The organism is Paraburkholderia sp. SIMBA_027, assembly GCF_046535315.1.
Lineage (GTDB): Bacteria > Pseudomonadota > Gammaproteobacteria > Burkholderiales > Burkholderiaceae > Paraburkholderia > Paraburkholderia tropica.
The window spans coordinates 99,518-115,738 of record NZ_JAWRWY010000011.1 but is presented as its reverse complement, the minus strand read 5'-3'; the positions used below and the strand labels follow the sequence as shown (position 1 = coordinate 115,738).

At 66.1% G+C, this 16,221-nt stretch carries 10 protein-coding genes; 1 reads left to right on the top strand and 9 read right to left on the bottom strand.

Annotated elements, in window-relative coordinates; translation table 11 throughout:
* Positions 1-71 precede the first annotated feature (71 nt).
* The 9 genes from SB764_RS21495 to SB764_RS21455 all read right to left on the bottom strand — a co-directional run bounded on the left by SB764_RS21495 (position 72) and on the right by SB764_RS21455 (position 13,728).
* On the bottom strand, positions 72-968 hold the full coding sequence (locus SB764_RS21495; protein WP_410864806.1) for an alpha/beta hydrolase: 897 nt from the start codon (positions 966-968) through the stop codon (positions 72-74).
* Entirely contained in the window at positions 965-2,158 is a 1,194-nt protein-coding gene (locus tag SB764_RS21490) for a glycosyltransferase family 9 protein (protein WP_065057846.1), read from the bottom strand. The genes SB764_RS21495 and SB764_RS21490 overlap by 4 nt, the downstream gene beginning before the upstream one ends.
* Positions 2,155-4,278, bottom strand: coding sequence for a sulfotransferase (locus tag SB764_RS21485; RefSeq protein WP_410864804.1), 2,124 nt, complete (start codon positions 4,276-4,278; stop codon positions 2,155-2,157). The genes SB764_RS21490 and SB764_RS21485 overlap by 4 nt, the downstream gene beginning before the upstream one ends.
* Before the next feature lie 126 nt (positions 4,279-4,404).
* On the bottom strand, positions 4,405-7,665 hold the full coding sequence (locus SB764_RS21480) for an autotransporter domain-containing protein (RefSeq protein ID WP_082991676.1): 3,261 nt from the start codon (positions 7,663-7,665) through the stop codon (positions 4,405-4,407).
* 495 nt (positions 7,666-8,160) lie between these two features.
* Positions 8,161-9,222 (bottom strand): response regulator, encoded by a 1,062-nt coding sequence (locus SB764_RS21475; RefSeq protein ID WP_410864802.1) that lies wholly within the window; start codon positions 9,220-9,222, stop codon positions 8,161-8,163.
* A gap of 25 nt (positions 9,223-9,247) precedes the next feature.
* Complete coding sequence (locus tag SB764_RS21470) at positions 9,248-9,652, bottom strand: response regulator (protein WP_065057848.1); 405 nt, start codon at positions 9,650-9,652, stop codon at positions 9,248-9,250.
* Between the two features lie 7 nt (positions 9,653-9,659).
* Positions 9,660-10,997, bottom strand: coding sequence for a sensor histidine kinase (locus SB764_RS21465; protein ID WP_065057849.1), 1,338 nt, complete (start codon positions 10,995-10,997; stop codon positions 9,660-9,662).
* A gap of 1 nt (position 10,998) precedes the next feature.
* On the bottom strand, positions 10,999-12,405 hold the full coding sequence (locus SB764_RS21460; RefSeq protein ID WP_065057850.1) for a class I SAM-dependent methyltransferase: 1,407 nt from the start codon (positions 12,403-12,405) through the stop codon (positions 10,999-11,001).
* Between the two features lie 414 nt (positions 12,406-12,819).
* Complete coding sequence (locus SB764_RS21455) at positions 12,820-13,728, bottom strand: LysR family transcriptional regulator (RefSeq protein ID WP_065057851.1); 909 nt, start codon at positions 13,726-13,728, stop codon at positions 12,820-12,822.
* 153 nt (positions 13,729-13,881) lie between these two features.
* On the opposite strand from SB764_RS21455, the gene metE reads away from it, so the two are divergent.
* Entirely contained in the window at positions 13,882-16,176 is a 2,295-nt protein-coding gene (gene metE / locus SB764_RS21450) for a 5-methyltetrahydropteroyltriglutamate--homocysteine S-methyltransferase (protein ID WP_074986554.1), read from the top strand.
* Positions 16,177-16,221: the final 45 nt, after the last annotated feature.

The following is a 16,221-nucleotide window of genomic DNA, read 5'->3' as shown; positions in this document are numbered from 1 at the left end:
TTCCCCGCGTTGGGGTGTCCATGCCTCGACGTGGTGCGGCGACGCACTGCGGCGGCGCGTGCGTTCCGGCTTTATTCGTTGCTTGATTCGCAGCGTGGCGCGATCTGCAATAGCATGGGCCACTGACGGCTCCAGTCGCCGTCGTGTTCCATGCCCGGCACCGTGCGCACGCTCACGCAGCGGCCGCCCGCCGCCGCCGCGAACCGGCGCGCGACTTCGGGCGTGACGATGCGGTCGGCGTCGCTGTCGAAGTGGATCTGCGCAATCGTGGCGACGCGCGCGGCGGCATCGACGGGATTGAGCGAATCCGGCATCGCGGAAACGCCGTGGGTGCGATTGATGTATTCGTCGTCGAGATTGCCCGCGACGGTGCGCAGCGTGGCGACGTCGTGGCGGCGCGCGGCGACCAGCACGGCAATCGCGCCGCCGCCGGAAAAGCCGATCAGATTCAGACGCTGGCCCGGCGCGCGCGCGGCGATCTGGCCCACGGCGTCGTTCATCGACGCGACTACCTCAGGCGCAAAACGTTTGCCGGTCCACCAGGGCACCGAGCAGCGCGGATTGAGCGCCATCGGCGTGAACTGGCAAGGGCGCGCGAGATAGGCCACGTTCGGGTCGGGATCGGCGGCGGCGAGCGCGAGGCCGGTCGCTTCGCGCGGCGTGGGATCGAGCGAGGGTTCGCTGCGCGAGAGCCACGCGAGGCCGTCGCCTTCGATATACACGTCGATCGGCTGGCCCGGCTGCGTGATGCGTGTCCATGCCGTGAGCACGAATTGCGGCGTGGCGATCTGCTCGCGCATGAGCGGAGCGGGGGCGGCGTGCGCGGCGAGTGCGTCGGCGTGCGCGTCGCGGTCGAGCGCCGCGCAACCGCTCAACTGCAAGGCCGCGCCGACGATCAGGCCGAAACTGCCGAATGCGCGCGACAGGTTCAGAAGTGGGATGCGCCGCATGTTGCTCGTGAAGTTCATGGTGTGGCGCGCCTCGGCGTCTTCGCCACAAGGCGCTTGAGGTCGCTGGCGAGCGCGCGCGTGACGCTGTCCCAGTCGCCGCGCTGCGGCTGGCGATAGAGCTTCATCGACGGATACCACGGGCTGTCGTCGCGGCCGAGCAGCCAGCGCCAGTCGGGCACGAACGGCAGCATTACCCAGACCGGCCGCCCGAGCGCGCCCGCCAGATGCACCGGCGACGAATCGACGGAAATCAGCAGGTCGGCGACTTCGAGAATCGCGGCCGTGTCCTCGAAATCGCGAATCTCGTCGCTCAGCGATAAAAGCGACATGCCCGCGGGCGGCTCGTTCGCCTGCGCTTCGGCGGGGCCTTTCTGGATCGAGACGAAGCTCGCGCCCGTGGCCGCGAACGGCGCGAGGCGCGCGAGCGCCATCGAACGGTTCGCGTCGTTGCCGTGCGTCGGGCGCCCGGCCCAGACAAGTGCGACAAGCGGGCGCGGCAGATGGGCGAGGCGCGCGCGCCAGTGCTCGACGCGTTGCGGATCGGCACTCAGATAGGGCACCTGGCCGGGCAGGTCGCTCAGCTTGAGCTGCATCGCCATCGGCAGGCTCATCATTTCGCAATGCTGATCGAAGGCGGGCGGCAGTTCGCCGCGCACGACGAGTTCGTCGTAGCCGCCGAGGCGGCGTGCGAGCGGCAGCGCTTCGGCGTTCACTTCGAGCACCACGCGCGCGCCGCTGCGCGCCTTCGCCCACGGCACCATGCGCATGAACTGGAAGGTGTCGCCGTAGCCCTGTTCATCGTGAATCAGCAGCGTTTTGCCGGTGAGTCGCTGGCCTTCCCAGCGCGGCATCTGCACCTTGCGCTCGTATTGCGTCGTGTGCGCGAGGCTGTAGCGATAGCGATATTCGCGCCAGCCGCGTTCGAATTCGCCGAGCAGCAGCAGCGTTTCCGCGAGATCGAAACGTATCGGGTAATCGCCGGGCAGATTCGCGACCAGCATTTCCTGGATCGCGCGCGTGCCCGCGAGTTTGCCTTGCGGACGCAGCGCGGCGGCCATCAGGCGCCACAGGCGCAGCGGTCCTGTGCCCGACGCGAGCGAGGGTGCGAGCAGCGCTTCCGCTTCGTCGAAACGCCCCGCGTTGAGCAGGTTTTGCGCCGAGCGTTCGAGGGCCGCGAGCGCGGCGGGATCGATTTGGCCTGCGCTCATGCTGCGTCTCCGTGCGTCGTGACGCCGGCGGCGGCCAGCGCGGCAAGCAGGGGTTGCAGATGCGCGGCGTAAGCGCGCCCGCGGCCTTTCGACGTGGCGTAGAGCGGCCGGCGCACCTGGTTGACGCTCGCGGTGCGTACCACGCGCGGATTCGCGTGGAAGTCGAGGCAGGCGTCGTCCCACGCCAGACCGAGGAAGTCGATCAGGCGGCGAGCCTGAGCTTCGAGATTGTCGATCACGTCTTCGTAATCGACTTCGATGAAGCGGTCGGCGGGCAGCGTTTCGCGCCACTGCGCCATGAGGCGCGCGTAGTCGCCGTAGAACGCGCCGAGTTCGCCCTGATCGTAGGCGAAACGCTGATCGCCCGCGAACAGTTGCGTGTAGCACGACAGGCAGGTGTCGACGGGATCGCGCCGCACGTGCACGATGCGTGCGCGCGGCAGGATGTGCGGAATGAGGGCGGCGTAGAAAAAGTTCGCGGGCATCTTGTCGACGAGGCGCGTGATGGCTGCGTGGGCCGAACCGGCTTGCACGAGCGGTTCGACGCGCGCCAGATAGTCGTTGCCGATGCGCGCGAGTTGCGCGGCGTCGAGTATGGCGGCGCTCGCGGGCCAGGCGCCGCGCGCTTCGACGGCGCGCCGCAGCGCGGACAGTTCGCCCGCACCCGCGACCTGCGGATGCGAGGACAGAATCTGCTCGATCAGCGTGGTGCCGGAGCGCGGCATGCCGATCACGAAGACGGGCAGTTCCGACACGGGCGAGTGCGTGCCATCGAAGCGCGCATTGGCGCAGGCTTCGCCGATCCGCGTCATCCACGCATGGGTGGCCGCCGGATCGTAGACGAGGCTCGCGCGCTTGAGGCGGTTGCCCGCGTCGAAATGCGCGAAGGCGCGCGCGTTTTCGCCGAGTTCGAGCCAGGCTTTGCCGAGTGCGAAACGCGCGAGGATCCGCTCGGGGCGCGCGCGTTGCGCGCCGTCGGCGATGAAGGCTTCGAGCCGGGCGATGTCCGGGTCGTCGGCGCGGGTGGTGCGGCGCGCCTCCATGCGGCTTGCGCGCGCATGCACCGAGTCGGGAAACGCGGCGAGCGTCTGCTCCCAGGCCGCGAGTGCGTCGTCGGTGCGGCCCGCTTCGTTCAGCAGCGCGGCGCGGCCGAGCAGCGCCTGCTCGCGCTGCGCGCCGGGCAGCGCCGCCGCGCGTGCGTAGGCGTCGAGCGCGGGCGCGGTCTGGCCGAGCGACTGCAGCACGAGCGCGAGCGTGTAATGCGCGTCCGCGTGTTGCGGCGCCAGCGCAAGCGCCTCGCGCGCGACCACGAGCGCTTCGTCGTGCCGCTCGAACTGGCGCAGCACCTTGGCGCGCGCGATTAGCGCGCCCGGATGGCGCGGCGCGAACGCGGCCAGCATGTCGAGCGCGCGCAGCGCGGCGGCGGCGTCGAGGCGCGCGCTTTCGACATCGGCGAGATTGAGGTAGGCGTCGATCAGACGCGGGTCGAGATCGATCGCGAGACGGGCTTCGCTGGCCGCCTCGTCGAGACGTCCCTGGGTCGAGAGCAGGAACGCGAGATTGCTGTGTGCCGACGCGAACGACGGCTTGCAGACGAGCGCTTCGCGGTAGCAGGCTTCGGCGAGATCGAAGCGGGCCAGCCTGCGCCAGGTGTTGCCGAGATTGTTGTGGGCGTCGGCCGAGTCGGGCTGGAGCGCGACCACGCGCTCGAGACAGCGCCGGCTCTCGTCGAACTGGCCCGTTTCCTGCAACACGATGCCGAGATTGTTCCAGGCCGCGACCAGTTCGCCGTCGAGCGCGACGGCGCGGCGCGCGGCTGCTTCGGCTTCGACGAGCCGGCCGCGCTGGCGGCACATTTCCGCGAGATTCGCGTGGCAGACCGCGTTCGCCTGCGGCGCGCGGCAGGCGCCTTGCAGATGTTCGATCGCGAGGTCGAGATTGCCGTAGGCGTGCGCCATGAGGCCCAGCAGATGCAACGCATCGGATTGCCCCGGCGACACGGCCAGCACGCGCTGGCAGAGCTGTTCGGCCTGAGCGGCTTGCCCCGCGTTCCAGTGGGCGTAGGCGCGCGTGAGCGCTTCGGCGAAAGTCAGGGTCGGAGAAGCGTTGGAATCCGGCATGCGGTGTTCGAATTCGTGGCCCAGCGGGCCGGGTTGAAACTTGCGCTCCGCCTGCCGCGCCCCGTGTGGGCGGCGCGGCAGGCGGACCGTGCGGCTTCCGTTACATCAGAAGCTCATGAGGCGACATCAGAAACGCTGTTGCAGACGCAGGATGCCGGTGTTCGACACGAACCCGGAACCCGCCTGCAACTCGTAACGCGCCGACACGCTCATGTTGTTCGCGCGCACGAGGGTCACGCCGATCGACACATCGGCGAGATTCGACAGCGGCGTGGCGGCGAGCGTCGTGAACGCGGTGGCGCCCGTCGGGTCGGCGGCGAAGCTCGCGCTGGTCGTCTGACGCGTGCGATTGTAGTCGTGAACCCACTGCACGCGCAGTTCGGGCACGAGTTCGCCGTACGACGTGCCGAACGACTTCTCGAGCTTCGCGCCCAGCGCGCTGCGCACGGAGCTCGAATGCTCGCCGCCGATCGTCAGCGCCGCACCGTTGCCGCCTGTTTCAGTGTAGCCCGCTTCGTTCAGGTAGCTGTACGTGAGGCTCGCGAGCGGCGTGAGCGTCATGCCCGCGACCGCGAGCGGCCAGCCGGTTTCCGCGCGCGCCACGTACTGCTGGCCGCTGAAGCTGCCGTTGGCGACGCCGCTGTAGCCCGTCATCGTCACGGCGCGCGTGGTGTCGAAGTGCTGGAGCGTGGCCGCGCCGGAAAGGTTCACGTACCACGGCGAACCGGTGTAGCTCGCATAGCCGATCAGGCCGTAGGCGTTGACATCGGCGCTGTCGCCCGACTCGCTGCCGGTGAAGTTGATCGCCGTGTGCGAGTAGTCGAACGCGCCGCCCACGCGCCAGTTGTCGCCGAAGTTGCGGTCGGCGCCGAGCAGCAGGCCGCCGTAGTTCGCGCTGTAGCCGTCGGTGTTGTCGCGCTCGCCCTGGCTCGCGTGGCCGCCGAATGCCTGGCCCCAGGCGGTCCAGTGCGTGGGGCTGTCGCCGGTCGAAAGGCCGGTTGCGCCCGACGAGTGCGCGATACGCAGCGCGTCGATGTGCGCGCCCACCACGCCGACCGCGTCGAGCGTGGCTGCCGAACCCGCGTACTGCGTCTGCAGCGGTCCGAGCTGCTTGCCGATCTGATTGGCCGCGCCGCTCGAACCGGAGGCGAGCGAAGCGAGCGTCGCGTCGTACAGATTCAGCAGCGCGGCGTTGCTCACGCCGGTATAGCCGAGCAGGCCCGAGATTGCGTGCGAGGCGTTGGGCTGCGTCGCGACCTTCGTGTAGTCGGTGGTCGACGTGCTGGACGAGCCGCTGCCGCTCGATGAACCGCTGCCGCTTGACGAACTGCCGCCGCTTGACGAACCGTCGCCGCTCGACGTGGTAGTGCCCACGCTGTCGACCGTCACGACGAGGTCGGTGTGGCCGTTGGTGGTGGTCACCGAGGTGCCGGTCAGCGTGGCGGTGACGCCCGCGATCGAGTAGGTCAGCGTGCCTTCGTTATAGGTGCCGGTGCCGGTGGCGTCGACCACCACGAAGCGCTGGCCCGCGACGAAGCTGTAGCCGCCCGTCGTGCTCTTGAGCTCGACCGACGAACCCGAGGCGATGGTGGCGTTGCCCGAGACGACGAGACGGCCATAGCCGGTGTCGGTGAGGCTGCCGGTGGCGGTCGCGCCGCTCGTCACGCCGATCAGCAGCGTGGCCGCCTGACCTTGCGAGTAGTTGCCGGTGATGGTCGTGACGCTGTCGACTTCGAGCGTCGCGCTGTTGTTGTACACCGTGTTGGTGCCGACGTTGACCGTGTCGTTGAGCAGCAGGTTGCCCGAGTCGAACACGAGATCCGACGCGGTGCTCGTGATCGTGCCGACCGCGCCGTTGTAGCCCGTCAGCGTGCCGAAGATCGTGCCGGTGCCGCCGCTGATCGTGAGCGCGGTGCTCGACCCGTTGTTGATGTTGCCGGCGATGACGCCCGAGTTCACGATCGAACCGATCGAGGCGGCGTTCGAGATCGCGTAGATGCTGCCCGTGATCGTGCCGCTGTTGGAGAGCGTGCCGATCGTGCCGTCGTTGTAGAAGGCGGCGGGCGCGCTCACGAGGCCCGTATTGTCGATCGAGCCAATCGTGCCGTAGTTGATGAGGGCGTTGTTGGTGCCCGTGATCGTGCCGCTGTTCACCAGCGCCGTGATCGAGCCGTTCGGCATGTTGTCGATGCCGCTGCTGGTGCCGGAGATCGTGCCGGCGTTGTCGAGCGAGCCGATGGTGCCGATGTTGTAGACGCCGTATAGGCCGGCGGAGATCGTGCCGTCGTTATCGAGCGTGTCGAGCGTGCCTTGATTGTCGACGCCGAATGTGGTGCCGCTGATCAGCGCCGTATTGCTGATCGAGTCGAGCGTGGCGCCGGTGCCGTTGATGACGGCGACGCTGCCGGAGATCGTGCCGCTATTGGTGATCGTGCCGATCGTGCCGAGGTTGTTGACGCCGTACTCGCTGCCGCTGATCAGCGCGGTGTTGGTGATCGAATCGATCGTGGCGCCGCTCAGATTGCCGATTGCCGAATAGCCGGAGACCGTGCCGTTGTTCTCGATGGTGCCGATCGAGCCGGCATTGTAGATGCCGTAGATGGTGTTGACGCCGGTGGTCGTGCCGGCAATGGTGCCGCTGTTCTCGATGGTGCCGATCGTGCTCGTGACCGTGCCATTGTAGATGCCGTACAGCGCGCCTTCCATCAGCCCCGTGTTGTTGATCCAGCCGATGGTGCCGGGGGTGTTGTCGATGGCGGCGAAGGTCGTGCCGTTAATCGTGCCGGCGTTGGTGATCGTATCGATCGTGCCGGTATTGCGGATGCCGGTGTTGTGCGCGTTGATCTGCGCGCCGGCCTCGTTCTCGATCGTGGTGATCGAGCCGAGCACGTTGTAAATGCCCGAGTTGTTGTTGGCGGTGATGATCGACTGATTGTCGATCGCGCCGATGGTGCCGGAGCTGTACACCCCATAGTTGCCCGAGAGCGTACCGGCGTTGACGAGCGAGGCGATCGAGCTGCCCGCATCGTTTTTGATCGCGTACAACGCGCCGGTGATCGTGCCGTTGTTGGTGAGCGCGCCAATGCTGCCGTTGGTTTCGATGCCGGTGGAGGTGCCGCTTACCGTCGTGTTCGAGTCGACCGTCGCGTCGCCCGTGGTATAGGTCTCGCCCACGGGCGTGACCGCGTACGCGCCAGTCGGCGTCATGATGGTCAGCGCCGAGACCGCGAGCGACAGCGCGCTGAGCGCCGGACGCCACACGCTGGCTGCCGCACGCGTCGTCGTGCCGACCGACACGGAGCGCGGCCCCTGCCGTTTTGCGAGTTCCGATACCGCTTGCCACGTCCCCTGGCTCGCATTCCAGACTACGTTGTATGCCTGATTCATTGTTCGATTTCCCCGTCTTTTTCCATTGCGCTCGTTCCGGGCGTGACGAAAACGACCGAAGCGAGGCGGAACTGGTCTCCGATCCGCCAGCGGGTTTATCGGCGTTAAGAATCAGAAATTAAGTATTAACTTAGTCGAAATACTGCGGTTTTCATTTCGTAATCTTACGCAAAGGTTTGCGCGCGTTACTTTAAAAAGGGGCGGGATGATTTTGGTGGATGAGGCGCTCTGAGCCTGGTGTGGCGGGCGTGAGCGCGATTTGATGGGCGCGAGGTAAGGCAGAAGAAAATCGCGGATAGAAATCCGCTGGTTAAACGTTTGCGCGATTTTCTGAGAGAGGAATTGTTACCGATTTACCTCGCGGTTAATTCGGCGAATATCGGCGAAAAATGAGGGTTTTTAAAAAAACGGGTATCGGTCGGGGAAATCAAACGAGGGGCGATGAAGGCAAGCACAGCGCCATTGCAGCGCGTGCTCGCCATGCTCGACATGCGCTTAAACCCGCGCCGTTTCCCTCATCTGCTCGAAGGCGCGTTCCGAAAACCGCTCGATCCACACCGCCAGGCGATCGGCGGCAAAACCTTCGTTGCGCGCGGCGGCGCGGCAGAGAATCGTGTCCGCGTCGCGGCCGAACTGCAGCGCGCCGCCCGCTTCCTCGAGCCACAGCAGGCAGGCGAGCCACGCAGCATGGGGCGCCGAGACAGCCTGCCCAACCGGTCGCGTAAGAAATTCGCTCAACGTCTGCGGCGCGGTCCAGACCAGCGCGTCGCCGCTGCCGCGCACGGCGTCGCCGAGTGCGTCGGCGAACACCGTCAGCGCGTCGGCCGCGCCGCGTCCCGGATGTTGAGCGTGTTGCGCGCGCAGCGCCGCGAGGCGCGTGGCGACCGCGTGACCGAAGCGGCCGCTGTCCTCGCTTTCGGCGCGCACGAGATCGGCGTAATCCATGCGCTGCCAATCCGGCTCGACGTTGTGCGTGCCCGCGAGATCGGCGCCTGCCAGATAGGTTTCCACCGGCTGAAAGCGCCCCGGGCCGATCAGGCTCGCGCACAGCGTCTGCACGATGCCGAGCCGCGTGGCCACGGTCTGCGTCTGCATCACGCCGAGCTTTTCGCGCACGAGCTGGTCGCGCTCCTTGCGCAGCCCCGCGAGTTCGAGCGCCTGTTTCATCTCCATGCGCAGCGCGGCGATGTCCCACGGCTTCTTGATGTAGCGATGAATCTGCCCTTGATTGACGGCCTCGACGGTCTGGTCGAGTTCCGAATACGCCGTCGTCAGGATGCGCACGATGTGCGGATGACGCTCGCGCGCATAGCGCAGCAATTCATTGCCCTGTTCGCCCGGCATGCGCTGATCGGAGACCAGCACGGCGAGGCTGGCGGCGTGCGCGTCGAGCCGCGCCTTGCCTTCCTGCACCGAGCCGGCCGTCGCCACCGGCGCGATCGCACCGATCGCGCGCTCGAAATATTTGACCGCGGTCGCTTCGTCGTCGACGAACAGAATTGCCGGCGGTGGCGGCGTTGGCGTTGGCGTCATCGGGCTGGCCATCGTGTCGCTCATGAGTTACTCCTGTGCATTCGATTCTTTAATTGGGGGCCGACGGCGGGCGCGCCGTGGCGGCAGCCAGCACCTCGCGGACCATGCTCACGCTGAGCGGCTTCTCGAGAATGCGGAACACGTCGCCGGACGCGAGCGCGTCGAGCAGCGCGTCCTTGTCGGCAAAGGCGGTCACGAGTATCCGCACGATCTGCGGATAGGCCTGCGCAATCTGCCGCAGCAGCGCGTCGCCGTGACGGCCCGGCATGCGGAAGTCGGTGACGAGCACCGAGACGCGCGCGCCTTCGCGGCTCAGGAGCGCGAGAGCCTCGTCGGCGCTTTCGGCGAGCAGCACCTCGTAGGCGTTGCCCGCCGAGCGCGCGAAATATTTGCGGGCCAGTTCTTCGTCGTCGACATAGACGACGGTTGGCCGGACTTGCTGGGTGTCGCTCATGTCGGCCTCACTCCACACGGGGCAAATCGAAATTGAACGCGGTCCACTCGCCCAGCTGGCTCTCCGCGAACAGCGTGCCGCCGTGGCGCTCGATCACGGCATAGCTGATCGACAGGCCAAGGCCGAGACCCTGGCCGACTTCGCGCGTCGTGAAGAACGGTTCGAACACGCGCGCGAGATGCTCGGCGGCGATGCCCGGGCCGTTGTCGCGCACGTTCACGTGCAGCCGCTCCTCGCGCCAGTGCGCGCTCACGTGGATCTGCGGGGAAGCGGTGCCGGCCTTGTGCATGGCCAGCGCCGCGTTGGAAAAGAGATTGATGAGCACGCCGATGATGGCGGCTTCGTCGCCGAGCACGAGCGTGTCGGCGGGCAACTCGCGCGTGAGCGTCACGCCGCGCAGTTCGTGCGCGCTGAGCCGGATCGACGAATCGAGCGCCTTCTCGAACAGGAAGGGCACGTCGTCGGCCGCGGCGCCGGGCTTGCGGTACGCGAAGGTCTTGAGATCGGAGACGATGTGCTGGATGCGGTGCATGCCCTGCTTCACGTCCGTCAGGCATTCCTGCAGCGATGCGCTGTGCTTGACCTCCGGCTCCTCCATGGCGATCTCGATCGCCATCAGGCAGAAGTTCACGGGGTTGTTGACTTCGTGAAGCAGCCCCGCCGACAAGGTGCCGATCGCGGCCATCTTCTCCTGCTGCAACAACTGGCCCTTGATCTGCGCGAGATTCTCGTTGGTGCGCGCGAGCTGGTCGTTCTTGTGCGCGATTTCGTCCTTGAGGCGAAAGAGCTGGAAGCGGCCCTTCTCGTTGAAGTACGTGTAGATGGAGCTGGCGAGCGCGCAGAAGAAAATGATGATGAGCTGGAACTCGAACTTGCTCGCGTCCTGAATGCCGCCCGGATGCGCGGCGCAGGCGATGAAATAGAGCGTGACCGTGGCGAACCCGAACGCGAGCGTCTGCCACGCGCCCGAGGGAAACAGGATGCCCACCGCGAAGATGGTCAGCATGAGTCCGGCGTAGAACAGCGAGCCTTCGCCGAGCGTGGCGTAGATCATCCACGAAATCATGACCTGCGGCAGCAGCAGCCAGCAGAAGGTGATGATCTGCACGTGCCGCCGCCCCGTCTGCGTGTAGAGCGAGAGCAGGGCGACGCCGATCGCCGCGCTGGTCGCCATGCGCACGAGCGCGAAGGTCTTCTGCTGATCCGGATACACGACGTAGTCCAGCGCCATGCCCATCAGCACGAGCGCGATCACCGTCAGGCCGCCCGCCTTGCTGCACAGCAGCCGGTAGTCGCGCAGCTCTTCACGATAGGTCGATCGCAGCCCCACCAGAGAGGACGTCATGTCAGGCGGCGGGCGGCAAGCCGATCACGACTTCGGCGAACACGTTCACGCCGGTCGGGTCGGTGTAAAGGCGCGGCTCGTGGCTGTGCTCCGGCATGATGGCGCGCATCTGGGCTTCGTTCCGGTAGATCAGATACCACTCGAGCACGTGCTCCATGCTCAGGCGCTCGGGGTTGTCGGCGTGCACGTTGGTGACGAGCAGACGGCCGCCCGCACGCGTGCGGCTCGCGAAATACTGATTCAGGCGCGCGCAGACCTTGTCCGAGAGATAGTCGAACAGCCCGGCGCAATAGACCGCGTCGAAAATGCGCGCGTCGGGCGCGTGCTCGTCCATGCGGCGCTTGAGCAGATGATGCACCGAGTCGTGCGTGTAGCTGATCATCATGGGCTTGCCCGACGATTGCGCGAGCGCGCCGAGGCGGTTGCGCGTCCAGTCGAGCGTTTCCTGGCTGAAGTCGAGCAGCTCGAAAGTCAGCCATTGCGGCTCGTCGTATTCCTGAATGAAGCGCTGGATTTCCTGCGCGGGGCCGCAGCCCACGTTCAGCACGCGGAACGGCCGCTGCGCGGCGCGCGCCGCGTTGGCGAGACGCGTGAGGTAATCGACCAGCAGGTCGATGCGGTTGCGATGCGCGCGCGCCACGGCCGTTTGCAGGAAGGCCGCGTTGACGATCTGGAAATACGTGCTCGGACCCTGGCGCGGATCGTCGAGCATCTGGTTGACCATCTGATAGTCGCCCGCGTAACCGAGCGGCTTCGTGAAGGTGCGGAACACGAAGGGCGAGCGCAGCAGCAGCGGATGGAGCGCGGCCTGGGCGAAGGCGCGATGCGCGGGCGCGAGTTCTTCGTCCACGAGGCGCGCTTCGCCTTCGAATTCGTCGAAATAGACCTTGGTACGCTGCATCAGCGGCGAGGCGAGTTCGAGGAAGAAGTCCTCGCGCAGGCTCTTGCCTTCTTTGGGCAGCGTGTCGGCGAGATCGGCCTGCTCGACCCAGCGCGACATGTCGGTGAGGAACGCGCGCAACTGGTTGACGGCGATCTGATAGTCGCGGCGGATCTGGAAACGCTCGGCCCATTCGTGCGCGAAGCGGCGCGCTTCCTCGCCCACCGCGCGCGCTTCGAGCACGCCGCCGCTCAGTTCGCGCCACTCGTCGATCAGCGTGACCGAGACGATCGCGGTCAGCCCGGTATTGACCATGCTGATGACGACCGCCTTGCCCGAATAAGCGTGCTCCGTACCCATCTTGACCGACAGCTCGCTCAGCACCTCGCTGACCTGAACAATCGAGTACGGGTTATAGACCTCCATCACCAGGGACTTGCGCTGGAGATTGATGATCGTGCCCCGCACCAGCTCGCCCTGCGAGTTGCGGAAGCTCACTACCGGATCGATTTGTGTTTTGGAATACACGGTATTGCGGCTAGGTAAGTACCACAAGAAATGGATCTGGGCGCGCGCGCGAAACCCGGGATGCACCGAGGCGCCAATGCGGCCAGCCGGCCCGCCGCACCGGATTGGCGCGACGGCTATGCCTTTGACTTATCCGCGGCACATCGCGACGGCCCCCGCGGGCATGGCCCGACTCCGCTCGCTTCCTGGTCCTGAATGGGCTCATGCATGACGCCCCGAAAGCGGGCCGGCATGCTCACCCGATATGCACTTCGCAAGCCGTTTCGAAACGAAAACGAACCGGCGCGTTTGCAGCATTCTACTGATAAAAAAGGATTGCTGTCGTCTCGCGCGAGCGCGATGGAAGGCCCGCGCGAACGCGTCCGGATGCCGGTGCGATCAACGCGTTCGTCAACGCGTTCGTCAACGCATTCATCAACGCATCAGTCGCGACGCCTGCCAGTTCGACTCGCGCGCGAATTCGACGAATGAGTTCAGGTAATCGAGCGCCGCGTCGCCTTCGCGCGTGCCCAGAAAAATCTGCTTGGCGATGCCCTGTTTGCCGAGCTTCACGATGGCGAGCGGCATGCGATCGGCGTATTCCTCCGCGAGCCACTTCGGCAGCGCCGCCACGCCGCGCCGGCTCGCGACCATCTGCAACATGATGTCGGTGGTTTCGATGGTCTTGTGACGGCGCGGCATGATGCCGGCCGGGCGCAGGAACTGGTTGTAGATGTCGAGCCGGTCGGTTTCCACGGGGTAGGTGATGAGCGTTTCGTCGACGAGCTGTTCGGGCTTGATGTAGCGCTCGGCCGCCAGACGATGGCTTTCGGCGACCACCAGCACCTGCTCGTAATCGAACACCGGTTCGAAGCGCAGGCCGGGGCGGTTCAGCGGATCGGGCGTGACCAGCACGTCGATATCGAAACCGATCAGCGCGCCAATGCCGCCGAACTGGAAGCGCTGCTTCACGTCCACATCCACGTCGGGCCAGCGCGCGAGATACGGCGACACCACCTTGAGCAGCCACTGATAGCACGGCGCGCATTCCATGCCGATGCGCAGCGTGCCGCGCTCGCCCGCCGCGAACTGCTTCATGCGCGCCTCGGCGGTTTCGAATTGCGGCAGCAGACGTTCCGCGAGCGATAGCAGATATTGCCCGGCCTGGGTCAGCCGCAGGCTGCGGCCCTCGCGGTCCCAGATCGGCGTGCCGAGTTGCTGCTCGATCTTCTTGACCGTATGGCTCAGCGCCGATTGCGTGAGAAACAGCGCTTGCGCGGCGGCGGTGAGCGAGCCCTGGCGGGCCACTTCGCGGACGATGACGAGATGAACGCGTTCGAGCATGGAAATAGGGAGTCCGGCGGAGAGAGCCGCAAAGCGACTCCGGTTCAGATGAAAATTTCTAATGGATGGATGAAATAATGCCATTTTTCTTCATCATCAGAAAGCCCTATGATCGCTGCCACTTCGGCACTTTTTTATCGGACGGCAGCGCATATGGTCACGACACACAACCTCGGCTTCCCGCGCATCGGCGCGAAACGCGAACTGAAATTCGGCCTCGAGCGCTACTGGAAAGGCGAGAGTTCGCGCGACGAACTGACGGCGCTGGGCGCCGAACTGCGCGCGCGTCATTGGGCCAGCCAGCGCGCGCTCGACTTCGCGCCGGTCGGCGACTTTGCGTTCTACGACCACGTGCTCGACATGAGCTTTACGCTCGGCAATCTGCCGGAACGCGTGCAGGGCTTCCACGGCGACAAGCTCGACAACGCCTTTCGCGTGGCGCGCGGCCGTTCGGCGGCGGGCGAGCAAGACCATGCGGGCTGCTGCGGCGGCGTGGCGGCGGGCGAAATGACGAAGTGGTTCGATACGAACTACCACTACATCGTCCCCGAATTCACGGCGCAGACGCAGTTCAATCTCGACTTCTCGCGCCTCTCGGCGCAACTGAAAGAAGCGCAGGCGCAGGGCGTGAAGGCCAAGCCGGTGATCGTCGGGCCACTCACGTATCTGTGGCTCGGCAAGGCGAAGGACGACTCGGACAAGCTCGCGCTGCTGCCGCGCCTGATGGCGGTCTATCGCGCGCTGCTCAGTCATTTCAACGCGGTGGGCGTGGAGTGGGTGCAGATCGACGAGCCGATTCTCGTGACCGAACTGGAGCCGGCGTGGCGCGAGGCCTTCGTGCGCGCTTACGAAGGCTTCGAGGAACGCAGCGTGAAGCTGCTGCTGGCGACGTACTTCGGCGAGCTCAAGGAGAATCTCGATCTCGCCTGCGGGCTGCCCGTCGACGGCCTGCATATCGATGCGATCAACGCGCGCGAGGAAGTGGCGCTGGCCGCGCAGACACTGCCTGCGACGAGCGTGCTTTCGGTGGGCGCGATCAACGGCCGCAACATCTGGAAGACCGACCTGAACGCCACGCTCGACTGGCTCGCGCCGCTCGCGCGGGAACTGGGCGAGCGTCTATGGATCGCGCCTTCGTGCTCGCTGCTGCATGTGCCGGTCGATCTCGCGAGCGAGATCAAGCTCGACGCCGAGATCCGCTCATGGCTCGCGTTCGCGCTGCAAAAGCTCGACGAAGTGCAGGTGCTGGCGACGGCGCTCAACGCGGGGCGCGACGCCGTGGCGGCCGAACTCGCTGCGAACGCCGCGGCCATCGGCGCGCGTCGCCGCTCGCCGCGCGTCAACAATCCAGTGGTGCAGGCCGCGTTGGCGCGTATCGACGCGAAGCTCGGCCATCGTCAGCACGCTTACGCCGAGCGCGCCGCGAAGCAGGCCGCGCTGCTGAACCTGCCCGCGTATCCGACCACCACGATCGGCTCGTTTCCGCAGACCGGCGAGATCCGCCAGGCGCGCAGCCAGTACAAGCGCGGCGCGCTCGATCACGCGGGCTATCAGGCCGCGATGCGCGCCGAGATCGAGCGCAGCGTGCGCGAGCAGGAAAAACTCGGGCTGGACGTACTCGTGCACGGCGAAGCCGAGCGCAACGACATGGTCGAATACTTCGGCGAACAGCTCGACGGCTACGCGTTCAGCGAGTTCGGCTGGGTGCAGTCGTATGGCTCGCGCTGCGTGAAGCCGCCGATTCTGTTCGGCGACATCAGCCGCCCGAAGGCCATGACGGTCGAGTGGATCGGCTACGCGCAATCGCTCACGAACAAGCCGATGAAGGGCATGCTCACGGGCCCGGTGACGATCCTCAACTGGTCCTTCGTGCGCGACGACCAGCCGCGTTCGGTGTCGTGCTACCAGCTCGCGCTGGCGATCCGCGAAGAAGTGCTCGACCTCGAAAAGGCGGGCGTGCGCGTGATCCAGATCGACGAGGCCGCGCTGCGCGAAGGTCTGCCGCTGCGGCGCGCGCAGTGGGGCGAGTATCTGCGCTGGGCGGTGGAATCGTTCCGCATCACGGCGAACGGCGTGAGCGACGACACGCAGATCCACACCCATATGTGCTATTCGGAGTTCAACGACATCATCGCGTCGATCGCCGATATGGACGCCGACGTGATCACGATCGAGACCTCGCGCTCGGATATGGAACTGCTCGACGCGTTCGACCATTTCAAGTATCCGAACGAGATCGGCCCGGGCGTGTACGACATTCACTCGCCGAACATCCCGACGCAGGAGCACATCGTGCAACTGATGCAGAAGGCGGCCGAGCGCATTCCGGCGCAGCGTCTGTGGGTCAATCCGGATTGCGGGCTGAAGACGCGTCAGTGGGCCGAGGTGATTCCGGCGCTCACCAACATGGTGGCGGCTGCGAAGACGCTGCGCAGCGAGGCGCGATAACGCGATACCTTGCAACGCAATATGCGCAAGTGAGCCGGCGGCAGC

Excerpts from the sequence above, each read along its gene's own strand:
- SB764_RS21490 (WP_065057846.1), bottom strand. The coding sequence starts at position 2,158 with ATGAGCGCAGGCCAAATCGATCCCGCCGCGCTCGCGGCCCTCGAACGC.
- SB764_RS21465 (WP_065057849.1), bottom strand. The coding sequence starts at position 10,997 with ATGACGTCCTCTCTGGTGGGGCTGCGATCGACCTATCGTGAAGAGCTG.
- SB764_RS21475 (WP_410864802.1), bottom strand. The coding sequence starts at position 9,222 with ATGAGCGACACGATGGCCAGCCCGATGACGCCAACGCCAACGCCGCCA.
- SB764_RS21455 (WP_065057851.1), bottom strand. The coding sequence starts at position 13,728 with ATGCTCGAACGCGTTCATCTCGTCATCGTCCGCGAAGTGGCCCGCCAG.
- SB764_RS21485 (WP_410864804.1), bottom strand. The coding sequence starts at position 4,278 with ATGCCGGATTCCAACGCTTCTCCGACCCTGACTTTCGCCGAAGCGCTC.
- SB764_RS21495 (WP_410864806.1), bottom strand. The coding sequence starts at position 968 with ATGAACTTCACGAGCAACATGCGGCGCATCCCACTTCTGAACCTGTCG.
- metE (WP_074986554.1), top strand. The coding sequence starts at position 13,882 with ATGGTCACGACACACAACCTCGGCTTCCCGCGCATCGGCGCGAAACGC.
- SB764_RS21480 (WP_082991676.1), bottom strand. The coding sequence starts at position 7,665 with ATGAATCAGGCATACAACGTAGTCTGGAATGCGAGCCAGGGGACGTGG.
- SB764_RS21470 (WP_065057848.1), bottom strand. The coding sequence starts at position 9,652 with ATGAGCGACACCCAGCAAGTCCGGCCAACCGTCGTCTATGTCGACGAC.